Source organism: Cecembia calidifontis (assembly GCF_004216715.1).
Taxonomy (GTDB): Bacteria; Bacteroidota; Bacteroidia; order Cytophagales; family Cyclobacteriaceae; genus Cecembia_A; species Cecembia_A calidifontis.
Window position 1 is genome coordinate 3,498,663 of sequence record NZ_SGXG01000001.1, and the last position, 20,493, is coordinate 3,519,155.

General features: G+C 41.1%; 14 protein-coding genes, 2 tRNA genes and 3 pseudogenes. 9 read left to right on the top strand and 10 right to left on the bottom strand.

Annotated features, from left to right (window positions below):
- Positions 1 to 13: 13 nt before the first annotated feature.
- Positions 14 to 1,240: an Nramp family divalent metal transporter gene (locus tag BC751_RS15005; protein ID WP_130276365.1), complete on the bottom strand. Its 1,227-nt coding sequence runs from the start codon at positions 1,238 to 1,240 to the stop codon at positions 14 to 16.
- A complete protein-coding gene (locus BC751_RS15010; protein ID WP_130276366.1) occupies positions 1,237 to 2,334 on the bottom strand; it encodes a DUF2891 domain-containing protein in 1,098 nt (365 codons plus the stop codon). Before BC751_RS15010 ends, BC751_RS15005 begins: the two co-directional genes overlap by 4 nt.
- Before the next feature lie 130 nt (positions 2,335 to 2,464).
- On the opposite strand from BC751_RS15010, the gene BC751_RS15015 reads away from it, so the two are divergent.
- Genes BC751_RS15015 through BC751_RS15025 form a run of 3 tightly spaced genes read left to right on the top strand, consistent with a single transcriptional unit; the run spans position 2,465 to position 5,608 of the window.
- Positions 2,465 to 4,003, top strand: a complete 1,539-nt coding sequence (locus BC751_RS15015) for a helicase HerA-like domain-containing protein (RefSeq protein ID WP_130276367.1) — start codon at positions 2,465 to 2,467, stop codon at positions 4,001 to 4,003.
- Between the two features lie 21 nt (positions 4,004 to 4,024).
- Positions 4,025 to 5,230 (top strand): BaiN/RdsA family NAD(P)/FAD-dependent oxidoreductase, encoded by a 1,206-nt coding sequence (locus BC751_RS15020; protein WP_130276368.1) that lies wholly within the window; start codon positions 4,025 to 4,027, stop codon positions 5,228 to 5,230.
- A 9-nt stretch (positions 5,231 to 5,239) separates the two neighbouring features.
- Positions 5,240 to 5,608 carry a hypothetical protein gene (locus BC751_RS15025; protein WP_130276369.1) on the top strand — a complete coding sequence of 123 codons (369 nt, stop codon included), beginning with the start codon at positions 5,240 to 5,242 and terminating at the stop codon, positions 5,606 to 5,608.
- A 10-nt stretch (positions 5,609 to 5,618) separates the two neighbouring features.
- On the opposite strand, the gene gap is transcribed toward BC751_RS15025, so the two are convergent.
- The gene (gene gap / locus BC751_RS15030; RefSeq protein ID WP_130276370.1) at positions 5,619 to 6,608 is read right to left on the bottom strand and encodes a type I glyceraldehyde-3-phosphate dehydrogenase; all 990 of its coding nucleotides are present in this window, start codon (positions 6,606 to 6,608) and stop codon (positions 5,619 to 5,621) included.
- A 195-nt stretch (positions 6,609 to 6,803) separates the two neighbouring features.
- On the opposite strand from gap, the gene BC751_RS15035 reads away from it, so the two are divergent.
- Together BC751_RS15035 and BC751_RS15040 are read left to right on the top strand one after the other, a co-directional pair.
- Positions 6,804 to 6,875, top strand: a tRNA-Glu gene (locus BC751_RS15035).
- 40 nt (positions 6,876 to 6,915) lie between these two features.
- Positions 6,916 to 6,987 (top strand) — tRNA-Glu (locus BC751_RS15040).
- 114 nt (positions 6,988 to 7,101) lie between these two features.
- Here the strand turns inward: BC751_RS15040 and BC751_RS15045 are convergent.
- The 5 genes and pseudogenes from BC751_RS15045 to BC751_RS15065 all read right to left on the bottom strand — a co-directional run bounded on the left by BC751_RS15045 (position 7,102) and on the right by BC751_RS15065 (position 14,466).
- A complete protein-coding gene (locus tag BC751_RS15045) occupies positions 7,102 to 9,306 on the bottom strand; it encodes a B12-binding domain-containing radical SAM protein (RefSeq protein ID WP_130276371.1) in 2,205 nt (734 codons plus the stop codon).
- Between the two features lie 95 nt (positions 9,307 to 9,401).
- Positions 9,402 to 9,524, bottom strand: a pseudogene (locus BC751_RS15050) (IS1595 family transposase); the annotation flags it as partial.
- Positions 9,525 to 9,584: 60 nt separating this feature from the next.
- Positions 9,585 to 10,779: pseudogene (locus BC751_RS15055) on the bottom strand (IS256 family transposase); the annotation flags it as partial.
- Positions 10,780 to 10,969: 190 nt separating this feature from the next.
- Positions 10,970 to 11,761, bottom strand: a pseudogene (locus BC751_RS15060) (IS1595 family transposase); the annotation flags it as partial.
- 164 nt (positions 11,762 to 11,925) lie between these two features.
- A complete protein-coding gene (locus tag BC751_RS15065) occupies positions 11,926 to 14,466 on the bottom strand; it encodes a M14 metallopeptidase family protein (protein ID WP_130276372.1) in 2,541 nt (846 codons plus the stop codon).
- A gap of 124 nt (positions 14,467 to 14,590) precedes the next feature.
- On the opposite strand from BC751_RS15065, the gene BC751_RS15070 reads away from it, so the two are divergent.
- Entirely contained in the window at positions 14,591 to 15,349 is a 759-nt protein-coding gene (locus BC751_RS15070) for a 3-keto-disaccharide hydrolase (RefSeq protein WP_130276373.1), read from the top strand.
- A gap of 35 nt (positions 15,350 to 15,384) precedes the next feature.
- Here the strand turns inward: BC751_RS15070 and BC751_RS15075 are convergent, their stop codons facing one another.
- Both BC751_RS15075 and BC751_RS15080 read right to left on the bottom strand, forming a co-directional pair.
- Positions 15,385 to 16,797 (bottom strand): nicotinate phosphoribosyltransferase, encoded by a 1,413-nt coding sequence (locus BC751_RS15075; protein WP_130276374.1) that lies wholly within the window; start codon positions 16,795 to 16,797, stop codon positions 15,385 to 15,387.
- A gap of 101 nt (positions 16,798 to 16,898) precedes the next feature.
- Complete coding sequence (locus tag BC751_RS15080) at positions 16,899 to 17,555, bottom strand: ROK family protein (RefSeq protein ID WP_130276375.1); 657 nt, start codon at positions 17,553 to 17,555, stop codon at positions 16,899 to 16,901.
- Positions 17,556 to 17,887: 332 nt separating this feature from the next.
- Between BC751_RS15080 and BC751_RS15085 the strand changes: the two genes are divergently transcribed.
- The 3 genes from BC751_RS15085 to BC751_RS15095 all read left to right on the top strand — a co-directional run bounded on the left by BC751_RS15085 (position 17,888) and on the right by BC751_RS15095 (position 20,417).
- Positions 17,888 to 18,412: a CAP domain-containing protein gene (locus BC751_RS15085; RefSeq protein WP_130276376.1), complete on the top strand. Its 525-nt coding sequence runs from the start codon at positions 17,888 to 17,890 to the stop codon at positions 18,410 to 18,412.
- Positions 18,413 to 18,575: 163 nt separating this feature from the next.
- Positions 18,576 to 19,193 carry a sigma-70 family RNA polymerase sigma factor gene (locus BC751_RS15090; RefSeq protein WP_130276377.1) on the top strand — a complete coding sequence of 206 codons (618 nt, stop codon included), beginning with the start codon at positions 18,576 to 18,578 and terminating at the stop codon, positions 19,191 to 19,193.
- Between the two features lie 243 nt (positions 19,194 to 19,436).
- Positions 19,437 to 20,417, top strand: a complete 981-nt coding sequence (locus BC751_RS15095) for a FecR family protein (RefSeq protein WP_130276378.1) — start codon at positions 19,437 to 19,439, stop codon at positions 20,415 to 20,417.
- The last annotated feature ends 76 nt before the right edge of the window (positions 20,418 to 20,493 follow it).

Consider the following 20,493-nt stretch of genomic DNA (forward strand, 5'->3'; position numbering starts at 1 on the left):
TATCCAGGAGAATTCAGATAATTCCGAAAACTTTCAGGATGCTGAGAAAACCTAACAAAAGCGTAATCAGCCAAATGATCATGCTGAGCAGGTTCATACCCAATGAGTTTTCGAATCCTTTCATCAAAGATTTCCTGTTGACCAACCAGATAACATAACCTGAAAGAAGAGGTAAAAGGATTCCATTGGCCAATTGCGCCAAGGTAATGAGCTGAACGGGGCGGATTCCTAAAGAGGAAAACACCAATCCGAGCCCCAAAACGATTCCAATACTTCCCTTCATGCCCATTCCTTTGATATCACTGGAACAACCAAAGCTCTCGGTTATCACCATGGAGGCCGCTAAAGGAGCAGTAACTGCTGAGGTAATTCCAGCCGCAAATAGACCAAAGGCAATGAAATATTTCGCCAATTTACCGCCCAACAAAGGCTCGAGCCCTTTAGCCAAATCCACTGCACTATTAACTTCTATAGAAGCACCTGCCACTCCCGTCACTACTATGGCCATGGAAACCAATCCCCCCAAAACTACCGCTATCATGGTGTCCGTACGGACATATTTAAGGTCTTCCAGGTTTTGCCATCTTTTCGCCACCAACCCAGAATGTAAAAACAAATTGTAAGGCACCACAGTGGTTCCGATTAAGGCCACGATGGTGATGATCTGATCTCCCTGAATTCTTGGAACAAATCCCTGTAAAAGAGCGGAGAGAGGTGGCTGCACCAAAATTGCACTGACTACAAAAGCCAAACTCATCAGGATAACCAAACCAGTCAGAAATCTGATAATAAGTGTATAACTGCCACTGAAAAGAAGTACCAAGGCAAAAACACCTATCAAGACATTGAGGGGATTGATTTGAAGTTTCCCCAATTCTATTTTCGTAAGATCCAGAAAAATTTCAGCACCCAATGCCCCTCCGCTGATATTTCCTGCTTCATATGCCGCATTTCCTAGGACGATGGCCAGAAGCACTAAAGTCAAAGAAAAAAAGCGCCAAACTGATTTTTGGATGGTTACAGATAGGTTTGAGGCCAATCCTCTTTGGGTAATCAAACCAATTCTTGCAGCCATTTCCTGCAATACAATGGTGGTAAAAACTGAAAGCGCCAATGCCCAAAGCAAATCATACCCAAAATTCACCCCGGCAAGGGTACAAACAGTGACTGTACCGGGACCGATAAAGGCCGCAGCTACCAATGGACCCGGCCCCAGATACTTTTTCCAATTTCCTTTCATGGGGCCTGCTGCAGGGCATAAATGGCAAAAGACCCCAACCAGTGTGTCCCCTCATAATTATCATCCACTATGGAGGGCAAGGAATAGTTTACATGTGCATTGGCGACCTGCATCAAATGACCATAGTTTTCCGGAAATTGCTTGATCAGACCATATAAAACCCATGCCCTTGAAAAGTTCAGTCCATCCAAATGTACCAATTTCCCATCTGTTCTGTCACTGACTTTTCCCGGCTCCAAATGAAAATCTGGCCTCGCCAATTCGGGCATAAACCGGTTCAACCAAGCTAGAAACTCATTAGGCTCCATGATTTTGCGCATGATATCCAACTCCTGAAAACAAGGGGATAAAAAGTCAAAGCCACTGGGTTCCCAATGGAGCGGACAGTTCTCATCATATTGAAACCAGTCCATTGCTCGGTTTTTGATCATATTTTTCAATTCTTCATGCTGCATCGTCTCGGCATAATCGTAAGCAAGAGAAAGCCCAAACGCAATATTGGTATGTTCGCCCACCCGGATAGGATATATCAACTTTGGCAAAAATTCCAGGTATTTTTCAACCATCAAATCCGTCAATGGTTGCAAGTTTATTTCCAGTTCTCTGGCCAAAGGATCATCCCATAAATGGATTTCTTCTGCCAATTTGAGTACCCAGGCCCATCCATAAGTCCTTTCAAAACTGCTGTTTTGGGGAGCATGGAAATAGGCTACTTCTTCAGCAATATTTTCCTTGCTGATATTCTCCAAAAGTTTGGTTCTGATTGCTTCCTTTTTGTCCAATTCTGGGAACTGCCTCAATAAACTGACCAACATCCAATGCCCATGCACACTTGAATGCCAGTCAAAACAACCGTAAAAAGCAGGATGCAGCGCTTTTGGGCCCTTAAGGTAAGATTCATTTTCAAGGGTTTGGTTCAATTTATTTGGATATTCGACCTGCATGCAGTGCAGAGGCAGTTCCGCCAATCGGTTGGCTTCCTGTAAAGTCAATTTGAAGCTTTCAGATTGAGGGGAACCGGAAGGTTCGATGGCAGAACTTTGACATCCAAGTACATGAAGTATGATAAAGGGGAGATACAGAAAATTTTTCATAATCAGTTAGCGAACAAACTTTGCTCAAGATAAATTGAAAATTCTTGAATCTAAAAGGAATATTTTTTGAGCAGGAATGGATTTGTTTCATTAATTTGTAAGGTAATGTTTAGCAAAAACCATTTTTGTCATGGCGAAAATCGATGACTTCAAAGCCCATATTGAACAGGGATACACATTTAAGGGTGATTCAATTATTTTAGGTACAGCGGTTTTGGACCAAGAGCCGGTACCACATGCCCAGATCAAAGTTCCGCTCAAAACCCTCAACCGGCATGGTTTGATCGCCGGAGCCACAGGAACTGGAAAGACGGTAACCCTTCAGGTATTTGCAGAGCAATTGTCTTTGAATGGGATTCCCAGTGTGCTAATGGACCTAAAGGGAGACCTTTCGGGCCTTGCCATGCCTGGAAAACTTAACCCTATCATAGAAAAAAGATGTGACTTGATCGGGATTCCATATGAACCCTCCGGTTTGCCTGTGGAATTGATGTCTATCAGTGGAGAACGGGGAGTGAAATTGAAGGCTACGGTTTCTGAGTTTGGACCGGTTTTGATCTCCCAGATTTTGGAACTCAATGATACTCAAAGAGGGGTGATTGCATTGGTTTTTCGATATTGCGACACCCATCATTTGCCTTTGCTGGACCTAAAAGACCTGAAGAAAGTCCTTCAGTACGTGATAAATGAAGGTAAAGACGGTATCCAAAAAGAGTTTGGTGCCGTTTCATCCGCTACTGTCAATACCATCATGCGGAAAATCATTGAATTAGAGCAGCAAGGGGCAGAAAGCTTTTTCGGAGAACTCTCTTTCGATGTGAATGATTTTGTAAGGACAGAAAATGGAAAAGGCGTCTTGTCGATCATAAGATTGACTGACATTCAAAACAGACCTAAACTGTTTTCAACTTTTATGTTATCACTTCTTTCTGAAATCTATGAAACATTTCCTGAAGAGGGCGATACCGGAAAACCAAAGCTCTGTATATTCATTGATGAAGCCCACTTGGTATTTTCCAATGCTTCCAAAGACCTCATTGATAAGATCGAAGCCATAGTCAAACTGATCCGGTCCAAAGGAGTTGGGGTATATTTTTGTACACAAACCCCTACTGATATTCCCGAAAAGGTACTGGGACAACTGGGTTTAAAGATTCAGCATGCGCTAAGGGCATTTACAGCAAAGGACAGAACTGCCATCAAGAAAACCGCTGAAAATTATCCGATAACATCCTTTTACAATACTGCAGAAGTACTGACTTCTATGGGGATTGGTGAGGCTTTGGTTACCGCTTTAAATGAAAAAGGTATTCCAACACCACTTGCCCACACCCTGTTAAGGTCACCCATCACCCGGATGAATATCCTGAGTTCTGAAGAAATAGATAGTTTGGTAAAGAATTCATTTTTAGTAAGAAAATATAATGTGGAAATAGACAGGAAGAGTGCCTTTGAAATTTTGGATGAAAAGATTACCCGCGCAGAAATCGAATCTGAAAAGGAAAAATCAGTTCCAACAGCCCAAAGGAAGAGTCCTGGACGACCTGCAAAAGAAACGACACTTATTGAGGAATTAAGTAAAAACACCATGGTCAGACAGGTTGGGAGGACAATTTTCCGCGAGCTGGCCCGTGGCATCTTGGGTGGATTTTCTGGAAAAAGGAAATAGATTATTTGGACCTATCTTAGGATGAAAATTGGAATTATAGGCGCCGGAGCAGCCGGATATTTCTCAGCCATTCATGCCGCAAAAGCAGGGGCTGAAGTAATGATTTTAGAAAAAACTTCCAAACCTCTTGCCAAGGTTAAAATCTCAGGGGGAGGAAGGTGCAATGTAACCCATGCAGCTTTTGAAAATTCCAATTTGGTTAAAAATTACCCGAGGGGAGAAAAGTTTCTAAAAAGGGTTTTTAAAAACTTCTCAGTCAAAGATACCATTGAATGGTTTGAGAGCAGGGGAGTTCCTTTAAAAACAGAGGCAGATGGAAGGATGTTTCCAGTTTCCGATGATTCCCAATCCATCATTAATGCCCTACAAAAAGAAGCCCGTCAAGTAGGGGTCAAGGTCTATTTGAATCATGGAGTAGATAAAATTCAAAAAAAAGCGGGGCATTTTGAAGTACTGACAAAGGAAAAAACATTTTTATTTGACAGGTTAATTATATGCAGTGGGGGATCTCCTAAGGCTGATGGATTTGCGTTTATCAAGGGGTTGGGGCATACCATCGTAGATCCGATACCTTCTTTGTTTACCTTCAATACCCCTCAGGAGCCTATAAGAAAACTGATGGGCATTTCGGTTCCCGATGCATTGGTCAGAATAGAAGGGACAAAATTGGCCTATAAAGGCCCGGTACTGATTACCCACTGGGGACTCAGTGGTCCTGCTGTGCTTAAACTATCTGCTTTTGGTGCCAAATGGCTTTATGATAAAAAGTATGAAGCGAAGGCCCATATCCGTTGGAACCAGCATTGGACTGAGGATCAATTAATCCGTGACCTTAACAATTTCAAAAATGAGCATCCTAAGAAAAAAATCAGTGGCAATCCACTTTTCAGTCTGCCTTCCCGATTGTGGGTTCATCTTTGTGATCAATCTGAAATCATGACAGAAACTGTCTGGCAAAATTTACCAAAAAAACAATTCCATAAATTAGTTCAGAATCTTTTTTGCTATATTGTCGCCGTAAAAGGCAAAACTACATTCAAAGAAGAATTTGTAACTGCCGGGGGGGTAAATTTGAATGAGGTAAATCCTGAAACCATGGAAAGTAAACTGTTCGAGGGTTTATTTTTCGCCGGAGAAGTGCTGGATATTGATGGAATTACAGGTGGTTTTAATTTTCAGGCTGCTTGGAGTACAGGGTATCTGGCCGGTATAAATGCAAGTGAATAAATTTTGAGCATGTACAATACACCGCCTGTTAATTTTGATAAGATCCATGAGATGACCGATGGTGATGCCGATTTCAAGGCTGAACTCATTTCTGCCATTTATACCTCATTGGTTGAATTGAGAAACACTTATATCGAAGGGGCCTCCATGGAGGATGAAAATACCATTCAGGAAATCCGGCATAAAGTCAAGCCATCTTTGGTCATGTTTGAGATCAATCCTTTGAATGATATTCTCTCAGAAGGAAAGGATATCATTGAGTCACATGGTTTCGGCCCTGAATTCTTAGACCATTTCGAAAAATTTTTAGATGCGGTTCAAGAGGCGATAGATTTTCTCGAACCTGAGTTCAAAAAAATTGAAGGGACAGAAGAATAAACGCTGTCCCTTATTTCATTACTAAGTCTACCAATCGGTTAGAATAACCTGCTTCATTATCGTACCAACCCACAATCTTCACCAGATTTCCTTTGGCGGAAGTAAGTCCCGAATCAAATATGCAGGAATGGGGATTACCGATAATATCAATAGAAACGATAGGGTCTTCTACATATTCTATGATTCCCTTCATTTCATTCATCGCACTTTTACGGAATACCTCATTAATTTCCTCAGTGTTTGTTTCCCGCTGAAGTTGCACGATAAGGTCTGTCAAAGAACCATCCGGCACAGGGACCCGCATGGCAGAGGCTTCAATCTTTCCCTTGAGGTGAGGTAATACAATTTCCATTGCTTTGGCAGCATGGGTAGTGGTAGGAATGATGGAATAGGCCGCTGCCCTAGCTCTTCTCAAATCCCTGTGCGGGGCATCATGTAAGTTTTGGTCATTGGTGTAAGAATGAACCGTGGAAACAAATCCTTTTAAAATCCCAAAATTTTCATCCAACAATTTGACCATAGGCGCCAGGCAATTTGTGGTGCAGGAAGCGTTGGAAATGATACGCTCATTGCCTTTGAGGATATGATCGTTTACACCCAAAACCACCGTAGGTACATCATCATCTTTAGCGGGAGCAGTAATGATAACTTTCTTGGCTCCTGCTTGGAGGTGACCTGAAGCCGAAACCTTGTCTGTGAATTTGCCGGTTGATTCTAGGACAATGTCCACATCCAGGTCTGCCCATGGAATATTGGAAGGATCTTTTTCAGCAAAAATTCTGATTTTTTTATCCCGGACCAAGATATGACCGTCCTCTACACTTACTTTATGGGGATACCTACCGTGAACGGAATCGTATTGAAGTAAGTGGGCAAGGGTTTTAGGATCTGTTAGGTCATTGACGGCCACCAGGTCTATCCCTTCTTTTTCCAAAAGCAATTTTATCGTAAGGCGGCCAATCCTTCCACAACCATTGACTGCAACACGTTTATTTTTCATGAAGTTGGTTAGTCTTTATAAATGAAAAGCGAAATTAAGAATTTGTTTGGCAAAGACTAAAAATATTTTTTTCTACTTATTTTCAGCAATTTGAACAGAGGTAACCAAATATTTTTTTGTCAAGTTTTGGATTGTAGATTTAACCCTCTATATTTGCATCACCGTTTCGAAAACGGCTTTCCCCAAAACCAAAATGGTCGATTCGTCTAGGGGTTAGGACGCATCCCTTTCACGGATGAAACACGGGTTCGATTCCCGTATCGACTACTGAAAACACTGGAAAATCTTCAGTGTTTTCTTTTTGAAAGGTCCATTCGTCTAGGGGTTAGGACGCATCCCTTTCACGGATGAAACACGGGTTCGATTCCCGTATGGACTACGACAAATTGATGTTTTTCATCGTTCGGATTGCTTTGAGCATGATGAATTTGTTTTATGGTTGTTAGTGGTTAAAGTGAGTGAAAACCCAGCCTTCTAGGCTGGGTTTTTCATTTTATACCAGCACAAGTCCTTCCTCTTCCAGGGAAATCCAAGTAGATGATTGGAAAAACTCCAAGAAATCCCCCAGACCAAAATTTTCAAATGATTCTTTTAGCTGGGAAAATGTCAACTCTTTTTTATCTCTTTCAGGCTGAATCAAAGGCAGGATTTCCATCAGCCATCGGGCCTCTTTTTCTCCCAATTTGAGCTGGGAACTTCCTCTTTTATGTTCAAAAATCAGTTTATTCCCCTGTCGTTGTTTCCCCTTTTTTTGATAGGTATAAGCAAACAAATCCGGTTTTCCCCCTAACCATACCACTTTAGCATTAGGTTTGAAAGCCATTGGGGGTTCATCCTGCAAAGCTTTGAAAATGAAATTTGCAGGTACACTTGTTTTTGGAATTTTAAAATCAAACCACTCCTGCAAGGGGAAATCAAAACAGATTCCATGCATGTAGTTGAACAGGGCCTTTTTCAATCCAGAACTGAACTGCTCATGATCTGTACCCAAAGGATCATCATGGCTTAGGTCATTGTCCGCAAAATCTCCTGGCTCAGGTCCTGTCTTTACCACTTGATAAGCTTTAGGATCCAAGCCAATAGGCGCATGGGAGGTCATGGCAAAAAGATGCCAAAAACCAGATTGAAGGACATGGTTGGCAAATAATTGCCTGACCATTTCCAGACTATCAATAGTTTCCTGGGCTGTTTGGGTGGGAAATCCATACATCAGGTAGGCATGGACCATGATACCTGCTTCGGTGAAATTCCTGGCAATGCGGGCAACCTGCGCCACTGTAACACCTTTCTGCATCAATTCCAGCAAACGGTCGGAAGCTACTTCCAGGCCCCCAGATACAGCTATACAGCCTGAAGCCTTCAATAAACGGCAAAGATCCCTGGTAAATCTTTCTTCAAACCGAATATTGGTCCACCAGCTGATTTTCAGTTTTCTTTTAAGGATTTCAATCGCCAACTCACGCATCAGGGCAGGCGGGGCAGCTTCATCCACAAAATGGAAGCCCGTTTCCCCTGTTTGGGCTATCAGTTCCTCAATGCGGTCACAGATAATGGATGCACTGATGGGTTCATAATTTTTGATATAATCCAGTGTAATGTCACAAAAAGTACATTTTTTCCAATAACAGCCATGTGCCATGGTCAGCTTATTCCATCTGCCATCTGACCAAAGCCGGTGCATGGGATTAGCTATTTCAATGACAGAAAGGTATTGTTTTAAAGGTAAACCCGAATAATCCGGCGTTCCGGTTTTGCTGAAAGGAATATCACTTTCCTTGGATCCATTAAAATAGCGGACCTTCCCATCTTCAAGGGCAAAGGTCCGTTTGAGGTTGTGGATTTCCCGCTTACCTTCCAAGAATTCCAAAAGACAGGTCAAGGGCCTTTCCCCATCATCCAAGGTAATATAATCGATGTAGTGGAATACCCTAGGTTCTTTAAGTGACCTCAGTTCTGTATTGGGATAGCCACCACCCATAGCTACCTTAATATGGGGATGCTGCTTTTTGATATAGTCTCCACAGCGCAATGCTCCATAAAGATTTCCGGGAAAAGGCACAGAAAGGCAGACCAAACAGGGATCGGCTTGCTTTATTTCTTTTTCAAGCTCTTCTATTAAATAGCGGTCAACAAAAGATGGTTCAGCCTCTAAGGCTTCATGAAGGGGATCAAATGAAACCGCTGACCTTCCCAGGCGTTCTGCATACCTGCTAAACCCAAAATAGGGATCTAAGACCTCTTGGATAAAATCACCTATATCTTCAAGATACAAAGTCGCCAGATGTCTGGCCTTGTCCTGTATTCCCATGGTTCCAAATGCCCATTCCAAATCATCCAATTGGTCAAACCTGGAGGCTTGGGGCAAAAAGTCTCCTTCACATATATTATAGGCCAAAGTTGGATTTTCAAACTGGAGGAATTTGATTACAGGCTCAATCGTCTCAATATATTCCTCTCTCAATTTGAAAATTCTTTTTGCATTGGAGCCAAATGAATGGATTTTCTTTTTTTCTGCTTCAGTAAAGAGCTCCCTAAGCCCGGGTTTTGAAAAAATCCTCAGGATCACTTTTATCCCCAAATCCGCCTGAAAAGAAGTTTTGTCTAAAGTATTGAGGTAACCTTTGATATAGGCAGTAGCAGGATAGGGGGTATTCAGCTGGGTAAAGGGAGGAGTAAGGAGAAGGATCGAATTGGACACTGAATTTGAATTTGTGACAAATTTGGTGATTTTTTGTGGAGAACAGGAATAAAAAATGCAGTTGAAAAGAAAAAAGGCAAAATTGTAATATATGATTATCCGCTTGTATACAAGTAGGGGCAAATGCTCGCAATAACAAGTCTATCAAAGAGTTTTTTACCAAAGTATCTTCGGTTTAGTTTATAACAGAATTCATTGAGATAGTTTTGAAGCATCTTTTCTGAAACCATATGACACTATCCCGATAAGTGTGTAAACTTCAAATTATGGTTTTATTGTCAGGTTTCAAGAAGCCTGACCCTATCACCAAATATAAGCAGGAAACTGTTAAGAATAGCTCCCCAGTCTCTGATAGGCATAGTCCATTTTTTCGATGCTTCTCTTGCAGCCAGGAAAACAGACTTCATTACGGCATCATCTGTCGGGAAAGAGAGCTTGTTTTTGGTGTATTTTCTGATCTTTCCATTGAGATTTTCAATCAGGTTGGTGGTATAGATGATTTTGCGGATTTCTACCGGGTAATCGAAGAAAGCGGTGAGTCCGTCCCAGTTGTCCCTCCAGCTTTTGATGGCATAGGAGTATTTGGGTTCCCATTTTTTGGCAAAATCGTTAAGTGCAGCCCATGCGGCCTCCTTGGTAGGGGCAGTATAAATTTCCTTCATATCCCTTGTAAAGGCCCTGCGGTCTTTTCATACGACATATCTGCATGCGTTTCTGATCTGGTGCACAACACATATCTGGGTGACCGACTGGGGGAAGGAGGCCTTTATTGTATCAGTAAACCCGTTCAGGTTGTCAGTTGCCGTTATGAGAATATCTTCAACCCCCCGGGCTTTCAGGTCGGTGAGTACCCCCATCCAGAAAGCCGAAGATTCATTCTTGCCGAGCCAAAGTCCGAGTATTTCCTTGAGACCGTTGGTCCTGAGCCCAACGGCAATGTAAACGGTCTTGTTGACCACTTTGGAGTTCTCCCTGACTTTGAAGGATATACCGTCCATCCAGACGATCAGGTAAACAGGGTCAAGCGGTCTGTTCCTCCATGCAACAATATCCTCCGCTACGGCACCTGTAACCCTTGAGATGGTTGAAGTGGATACATTGATATCATAAAGCTCCCGGATCTGTTCCTCGATGTCCTGGTTTGACATCCCCTTGGGCATACATGGATATGATCACGTTTTCAACGCCCTCCGCCATACTTCTGCGTTTGGGCACAAGGACAGGCTCAAAGCTGCCGTCCCGGTCTCTCGGGACTCTGATTTCAGCCTCTCCAAATGTGTTTTTTATTGTTTTGGTGGAATAGCCGTTCCTTGAATTGGGATTATCGGAACTCTGATGCTTTTCATAGCCAAGATGGGCATCCAGCTCACCTTCAAACATTTTCTCTACAGCTCTTTTCTGAAGCTGTTGAAGGAAAGAATTGAGCTCCCCGGCAGTCCTGAACTGCTTGAGGAAGTCATCATTTAAGAGATCTTATTTTTTCATTTTTGTAATCTGTGTGTTATAATGGTAAGAAATTGTCCACACACAGACCGGGGATTCGCCTACCGCGGGTTCCTCAAATTCCCTGTGCGGTTTCTTCTAAATCACACAGAGAATTTCGAGGTATAACTTTAACTTCGTAAGTAGCTAAACCAACTTACACAGTTTGTGTCATAGTCCCAACCATATGGTACTTCTGTAAATCCCTTTTAAGGTTGCTTATTGCTATATGTGCCCATTTGAGGTTGAACTTGCCCTCTTTTGTGGAAGATAATTCGCTCACGTGAACATCGATACAATCTTCTAGGTTAGCATAAGTCGTACTTTCATCAGTTTGGAGCACGGCTTTTTTGTCAATCAGTCCTTTTATCAGTTTTTCGGCTGTTTTTGCCTTCAAGTTATCTATTTTGACCATCTTGAAATATCTGCAGCTTTTGTCCTTTTCTCCAGTAATTAGGTCTTCAAGAATAGATGATTCAGCCATAACAGCGACAGTAGCTTGTTTTTGGCTTCCACGGCCTTTCTTCAGCTTCGTCTTTTCCGAAGATTTTGTTGCCTTGCTTACAAAAGCCTCATCATATTCAACCATATCTTCTAGTTTATATTGGCTGTCACGTTTACCCATTGCTTCCCGGAGCTTGTGATACAGTCTGAAAACAGTCTCGTATCTGCTATGACCCATCTGCCTCTGTAGTTCAAGGCAGCTAAATCCCTTCTTGGTTGCGCTTACAAGAGTCATTGCAAGCAACCAAGTCCTCAATGGTAACTTGCTGTTTTCCATAATAGTACCATTTTTCAGTCCTGTCCTAAATTTACAATGTTTACATTGGAACATATTGAGAGAATTAAGCCAGTAGTGATCCTTGGAATTACAATTCTTGCAAATGACACCTTCTCTTTCCCTTTGTTCCTTCAAGTAATGGATGCAACTTGCCTCATCAGGATATCTTTCATTGAATTGTAGAATATTCATGGCCTTCTTATTTATTTACAGCCAATTAAACACTTACAATTCAGCCCTGAAAGTTATTGACACTTATTGTCAAAGTATAAAATTTGCCCACTTGTATGTAGGCGGATATTCATATTGTAATAAACACTTTTGCCTTTTTTCTTAATCCATGATTTTATTCCCTGTTACATCTTATCCCCAAAGAATATAGCATTGAAAAATAGTTTGTTCGTTCCAAACCAAGTTCCCCTGAAATTAGGGTTGTCGATAAAATGAATCACCCGACCCTGACCCACAGGGGAGACAAACACACTGGCGCTCTGCTTGACTTTTTCCAGGTTTGGTTTTGAAATATAACCTCCCAATAGGGGATTAGCTGTGTACCTGACAGGTGTCTGGTACCTGTTTTTGGATGGTTTGAAGAAAATGGAGGAATTACGGTAAACAGGCAATTCATGGTTTCGGTATCCATATCCCAAAGGATGGGTAATATCCAAATGGGCCAAATAAATACTTCCTCCAATAGCCTGAGCACCTTCCAAATCCCTTCTGGAAGCAAATGATGCAAAATCAGGCCCTTGATCCGGGGAATCCGCTAGGTATTCTTCTTTTACTATTTCCTGTGATTGAAGCCACTGACTGGCAGACCTTAAAGAGATTATGGTTCCTCCCCGGCTAAGCCAATCTTTGATATGACTGATTTGACTGCTGTTCAAAGCACTGTAAAATCCCGATGGCAGAATCAATGTATTGTAGTCATACAAATTGACCCTTCCAAACAAGCTGATGTCCATTTTGGTGATCGGCATTCCGACTTTTGTATCCAAAAGATGCCAGATTTCTCCAGCTTCATACTGGGAAGAACCCTGACCTATCAGCATCAGTACTTTAGGTATCCTTACCGCAGATACATTATTGCTGCCCAAATCAATTCCTTTAAGGTTTAAACCGGTTGGAGTGGCAAAAACATGTTGACCGCTTTTGACAGCAGCAATTTGCAACTGTCTCCTCAACTCGTCCGGTCCGGTTTTTTGAAATGCGGTTGGGATTATCAGTGACCCAGCCGGAAATTCTTTAGTGCCTGCATCAGTAGAAGATGTAAAGGGAAAGGCTGCAACTTCCACATGAATACCTGCACTTAGTAGCTGATGCAAGAATTGAGGGGCAAAGTAATCTGACCAGTCCAAAAGGTAGGCCACATAGTTTGCACTTGAAGGAAAATGAAGTTCTGGCTTTTCCAAAGTGGTGATTTCCTTAGATGCAGAAAATGCGGTCTGTCCGGCATAAGGCATCCCATAAGCAAGGGCCATGGTCCAAGAGGAGGCATCATAAAAAACAGAATCGGCAAATTCAGTTACCTTTTCAAACATGCTACGGACCATCCTGTATTGAGGCTGGGAAGTCGGCACTACCCAGGATTTTCCTTTTTTGAAGGATTTACCTTCTAAAGTCAGGTCCCTGTCATTTTCATAGACTTTAATTTGATGATCCAACAAGAGTTGAAGAAAAAGTCTGTTTCTGGAAGCATCATGTTCGTCTCCAAAGATGTAGGATTTCACCTTATCCCTTGAAGCTTCACTGATGGCTGTCTGGAAAAACTCACGCAGATACCGGTGCATGAATTCCCTTTCCTTTACACCGGCTTCCATGGTGGCAATAGATGTTTTCAACTGGTTACGGATGGTAAAGGCAAAAGTAATGTCGCCTCTTTGAGAACTTTGCACATGACCACGAGACGAACCCTGTTCAAAGACAAGACCAAGCCCTCCCTGAATATCAGGATAAGTGGAACCATAACCAGGGTAGGAATTGTCAAACACTTCCTTGGTCCAGTACAGGCTACCGATTTCATCTAATGCTTTAGCAAAATAGGATGCAAATTTGTTGTTGATTTCTTCATAGTTCTTTCTGGGCACTACTGGATTTTCACTGCCAAAAGGCTTAGTAGGCTCAAAGAAATAGGTGCTGTTTGTTCCCATTTCATGAAAATCCCCCACTACATTTGGGTACCAGGAATGATACCATGCAATTTTTGACTGAAGTTCAACCTGCGCTAATGGGAGCCAATCCCTATTGAGGTCAAACCAATAGTGGTTTACACGTCCTGAAGGCCATATTTCATTATGTTCCCTGTCCAAAGGATCTGCCACAGGAGGATTCCCCTTATGCATATTGGCCCAATTGGTATGCCTGTCCCTTCCGTCAGGATTAATGGCAGGATCAATTAAGACCACTGCATTTTCCCGGATTTCTTTGGCCAATTCGGATTGGGAGGCCAACAACCAATAGGCGGTCAGGATGGAGGCTTCACCTCCTGATGGTTCATTTCCGTGAACACTATAGGCAAGGTTAATAATGGCTGGCATCTGAGACACATCCGGCATTGTTTGTTTTGGGTCAGTCAGCTGGATATGAGTTTTTCGGATATTTTCCAGGTTTTGGATGTTTTCCTTCTTACTGATAATTAGTACCACCAGAGGCCTAAGCTGATTGGTTTGACCGATAACCTGAAGCTCAGCCAATTCAGAACTGAAAGCCAGTTTTTCAAAATAAGCAATCAGTCTGTCATAACGGGTGTGCCATTCTCCTATTTCATAGCCAAGGAATTCTTTAGGGCTAGGTATTGAGGGATCAAATTTTTCTCCCGGAAAATAATAATCTTGTTGAGCGGCCAATTGACCGAAAGTCAAAAACACAAGAAGCAAAATGAGTAGGTGTCTCTGCATAGGATTTTAAATTTCCTGAAAATATCATTTTCGAAGGGCCATCAAAAACGAAAATACATCAACGGCTTTTGAATACTTGGGAATTGAATTAATTTGGGATATCAAATCATTAACCAATAAACCTATGAAGACAATATTGAGTAGTTTTTCGGTTTTCGCCATTGTTTTGGCAGCGGTCCCGCTTTTCGCACAACAAATCGAATTTAAATTACCGCCCCAGGCAACAGAATTTTATGAACCTGCTGTTAGGAAAGTGACTCCCGGAAAGGAAAACAGCATGCCCCCATCAGATGCCATTGTGCTCTTTGACGGCTCCAGTTTGAATAATTTTGTGAGCTCAAGAACAGGGCAAAATCCCGAATGGACCTTGCAAAACGGCATTATGACGGTAGCACCGGGAAAAGGTGATATTCAGACCAAATTGGGTTTTGGAGACATGCAATTGCATATTGAATGGTCTGCACCTACCGTCATCAAGGGAGAAGGACAGGGGAGAGGAAATTCCGGTATTTTTTTGATGTCCCATTATGAGGTACAGGTTCTGGATTCCTATGAGAGCAAAACCTATGTCAACGGACAGGCTGCCAGTATTTACAAGCAGCATCCGCCATTGGTCAATGCCATGAAAGCCCCAGGAGAGTGGAACACTTATGATATTTATTTTACCGCACCCCGTTTTAATGCGGACGGCATGTTGGTTTCACCAGCAAGGGTAACCGTAGTGCACAATGGAGTACTTGTACAGAACAATGTTGAAATCAAAGGGCCTACTGAATATATCGGTATTCCTAATTACAAAGCGCATCCTGATGAACTTCCCATCAAATTGCAGGATCACGGAGATTTGGTCAGCTTTAGGAATATTTGGGTTAGAAAACTTTAAGGTTTAGAAGCCAGGTTGAATGCAGCCTGGCTTTTTCATTTTTTAAACCTTTCTTTGATTTCAAGTCTTTGTTGATGCAGTTGCTCACTTAGACCCACCTTATACACATGTGGATTTTCAAACCGCTTGTATTCATCTGGTAATTGTTTTAGTTGGTTTTTGAGATTGATTTGAGCTTCCTCAAGGGAAATTTGCTCACTGATGATTTCTCCTTGCTTCATGACGGCTTGCATTACCGGTTCAAATTCCACATCCGAAAAAGAAAGCTGCTGCATGGGATCAAAAGGATGAACCATTTTATCGAAATGGATTTCTTCATGAAATCCTACCACATCTGCGCCAAGCAATGTCCCATTTTTTTGAACCACCCTGAAGGTTTGTTTTTTACCGGGCAAGGTGACTTTCTTAAGGTTTTCAGAGATCTTGATTCTTGGTTTGCCATAAGCATAGGCCAATTTATATACGCCATCAAAAGCGGCATCGGGAGGAGCAGTCACCAAGCTTGTTCCCACACCAAATACATCGATTGGCGCGCCCTGTTCCAAGAGGCTTTTGATGACCTGTTCATCCAGTTGATTGGAAGCAGTAATTTTAACGTAATATAAACCAGCCATGTCCAGCATCTTTCTGGCCTCTTTAGAAAGGTAGGCCAAATCACCACTGTCCAAACGGATACCTGCTAACTTTTTACCCATGGCTTCCATTTCTTGAGCTACGGTAATGGCATTGGGAATCCCTGAATGGAGCGTATCATAAGTATCTACCAAAAGCGTACAATTATTGGGTCTTTTGGATGCAAAATCCCTGAAAGCGGAAATCTCATCATCAAAACTCTGAACAAAAGAATGGGCCATAGTGCCCACAGCATGGAGGCCAAAATCCAGAGCCGCTTTAGTATTGCTACTGGCATCAAACCCTCCCACTATAGCCGCCCTGGCAGCATGATACCCCCCGAGTCCTTGGGCTCTCCTCAATCCAAAATCAACCAAGTAACGGTCTTTTGCGGCCAATCGCATCCTGGAAGCTTTTGTGGCGATTAAGGATTGAAAATTTATAATATTTAAAAGTAGGGTTTCTATTAACTGAGATTCCAGGATTCCACCTTCTACCCGGATAACAGGTTCGGTTGGAAAAATAAGGGTTCCTTCTTTGGGTGCATAAACGTTACCTCTAAATTTGAAATTCCTGAGGTATTTCAAAAAGCTCTTGTTAAAGCCTAGACCTTTTAAATAATCAAGTTCCCGGGGCTGGAACCTCAGGTCTTCAAGGGCTGTCAATAATGTACCTGATCCTGCAAATACCGCATAACCTCCCTCAAATGGTAATTTTCTAAAGAAATAATCAAAAACGGCCAATTCTTCATGTTTTCCTCCAAGGAAATACGCTTCTGCCATACTGAGCTCGTAGAGGTCAGTAAATAAACCGGTCAAGGTAAATTCTTCTTTCATTAAGGAAAGATCGACAATTCTTAAGGCTGAAAAAATGATAAAGGTCAGGTATATGGATAATTAATACCTGACCTTGAAACGATATTGCCAGAAATAAAAGACTACAGCTTATCTCTCCATAGCTTAAATCCACCTTCGTAGGCCAACTGATTGTTTCCCAGCCTACAGCCTTCGGGAACTTGCGTGATGTATTTAGACTTTCCTCCTCCCAAAACAATATCATCAGGAAGAAAGGCTGCTTTGAAACGGGAAACTACCACATGCACATGCTTTTCCCATTTTGCCTGTCCCAATCTTTCAAGGCCTCTGATTCCCAAATAATCCTCAAAAGTTCCTTTACGATAGGTTAGGTGTGCCAATTCCATGGGTAAGACCTTACCGTCTACAACGATGGCTGATCCAAGGCCTGTTCCAAAACCCAAAAACAATAGAACACCTTTGCCAGAATAGGAACCTAAAGCCTGCATGGCTGCATCATTGATGATTTTTACAGGTTTACCAAACGCCTTAACAAAATCAAATTCCTTCCAGCCCGGCCCTAAATTTTTGGGCTCTGTAATTACAGCTCCACGTTTAATTATGCCGGGAAAACCTATGGACACCACATCATAGTCCCAATCTTTGGTCATTTCCAGTACCCCTTCCACCATTTTATCTGGCGTCATATCCGGACCGGAAGGAAATTTCCTTCTCTCTTCCGGACCTTCTAATTTGGCTTTAATATTCGTACCTCCTACGTCAATGGTAAGTATTCTCAAAATATACAAGTTTGGATGATGCAGCAATTTATAAAAATGCATCGGGCATGCAAAACACTATTTTTTGAATCCATTTAATTTTTTGGATGAGGTGCTTCAAAAAAAATCGGCAAGGATTTTGTGATCAAATGAAAAAAAATAATGGTGTAATACAAAATTTATCTTCACAAATAGATTTATGTAAAAAATATAAAATTGTTAATAAATATTTTTTGAAATTTTATTTGCAATTGAGAAAGAAAGCCCATATTTTAGTGACAGTTAATCACCCATAATTTTTTTCCTTGTTAGACAGTTACCAGTCCCAATGAGGAAAGTTTAAAAGTAGGTTTATGAGAATCACCCATTTACTCAAAAGGCAGGCGCTATTTTGCATGGTTGGCATCGTTTTTACCATGAGCGCCTGCGTTGAATTTCCTGAATCCTTCGAAAAAGCCGAACCAGAAATTGTAATGGTTCCTTTGGAATTTGATCATCAAAAATTGCTGTTTCATGTGAATGAATTAAGGACTAAAGGATGTACCTGCGGTCAAAAAGAAATGCCGGCTGTTGATCCTTTGAATTGGAACAATTTATTGGCAAAAGCAGCCCAAAAACATTCGGATGACATGCATCAGAACAATTTTTTTAATCATATAGGTTCTGATAATTCGACCTTGGAAATCCGTGTCAATCAGATCGGATACAGATGGCGTTCATTAGGGGAAAATATTGCACGTGGAAATATGGATGAAGCCAAGGCTGTTCAAGCCTGGAAGGATAGCCCGGGACATTGTGAGTTGATGATGGCTGCTGATTTTTTGGAAGTTGGAGCAGGAAAAAAAGGGGAATTTTGGACAATGGTTTTGGCAAAATAGTAAATGGGATAATTTTTTATTTTTTTGATCTGCTTCCTCTTTACTCTTATTTATTCTGTTATTTTAAACTTTCAGAAATTTTATTCCTGTTGTTAAGTTTTTTATAGAATAAAAATTGCTTATTCTCAATTTTTTTCTTTATTTCATTGCACATTGACCCAAAATGAGACCAGCAAACCTTCATAAAACCGAACATTTGGTGAAAAGCCTCAAAAATGGCTGTGAAAAGTGCTATACTGAACTTTATAATTTTTTTTATCCCAAAATTATTAATACGGCAAAAAAATTTGGAATAGAAGAAGAAGATGCCCGCGAAATGGCGCAGGATATTTTTTTGAATGTTTGGAAAAACAGAGAAAATTTAAAACCTGAACTTTCTTTTAATGCTTATCTGCTTACTGTTTTAAAGTCAAAAATCTACCATCAGGCCAAAAAAGAAGTCAGAAAATCGAAATATGTAAAATATGCCCTTAAACAGCAGGGAATAACCGTGAATACTACGGAAAACCAAATCGAGTACGAAGAATTGGAAATCATATCCCAGGCTGTCATTGACAACCTGCCAAAACAACAAAAGGAAATATTTTTCATGAGAAGCATCAAACATGTTTCGTCCGGTGAAATCTCTGAACATTTAGGCCTTTCAAAAAGAACAGTCGAAAATCATTTCTACCTTGCCTCTAAAACCATAAAAAATGAACTCGAAAAAAGATTCAGGCTACCTTTAAAACCCTTGCACGTAGAAATTGCTTTTTTGATATTGCTTCCTTGCCTTTATTAATACATCCTAAAAGTTCTCCTTTTCCCTGCAGTGAAATTTTCTTAACCTCTGCCTATTCTCTCATAGATCAACCTGATCCATTCACTTTTAATTTATTTTATTTCATTAGTCTACCCTCATTTCGCAATTTTATTCAATGCCAAATTTATTTTTGACCTGGTTCATTTATATAATTTAATTTTTTTTCATTGACAATTGAGTAAATGAATGTATTGAAGACTATATAAGTCAAAACTCCCCAATATGAAGTTTACCAAACAGGATTATCTTGACTACATCCAAGGAAAATTGGACAGCAAAAAAGCAGCCTCATTTTCCCATTGGATGGAAAGTAAAGAGGGGGAAAGAATATTTCATCAATGGGTAGAAGAGGAATGGGAAGAGGAAGTCAAAAATTCAGAAGATCCCAAACAAGAAGATAAGGCAGCCATAATAAATCCTGGTTCAAATGGAAAAAATACGATTGAATGGAGACTCTGGGCTGCTATTATTTCAATTTTTATTGTTGCCAGTCTGCTCCTTTACAATGGAAAAGAAGGCCATCTTCCGGAGGAATATAAAACTGAAATCAAGAACACTGAAGTCCAAAAGAGCGCTCCTAAAGGGAAAAAAACCAAAATCAAACTTCCCGATGGTTCTTTGGTCTACCTGAATTCTGAAAGCAGCATTACTTATTTAACCGATTTTTCAGACAAGAGAACAATTCACCTTAAAGGAGAAGCATTTTTTGAAGTTCAATCCGATCCATCCAAACCCTTTACTGTTGTTACCGGCCCTATAAGTACTCAGGCCCTTGGAACAAGCTTTAATATCAATGCCTATGAAGAAGACCTGGAAATTATTGTGGCCCTTGCTTCAGGCAAAATCAAAGTTAGCCATGAATTGAATGGGCAGGAAGTTTTTGTAGATCCAGGGGAGGCCGTCGATTATAATATGGGTGATTCCCATATAACAAAGGATCAAGTGGATATCCAAAAGATTTTGAATTGGAAAAACGGCATTCTCCACTTTGAAAAAATCCCTTTTCCTCAGGTAATCAAAACACTGGAAAGGTGGTATGGGGTGGATTTTGAAGTTAAAAATCAAAAGGACCTTCCGCTTTATAAATGTTCAGGAACATTTCAACCCAATGAATACCTCAGCAATGTTTTGGCTGTTTTGGCACATTCAGTGGATTTCAACTATACCATACAGGGAAAAAAAGTAATTCTGGAATTTAAATGACATGCCTATGAAACATCAAAAAAACTAACCATTTCCAAACCTATTACCCAAGCTCTCAAACCAAATTTATAATCAA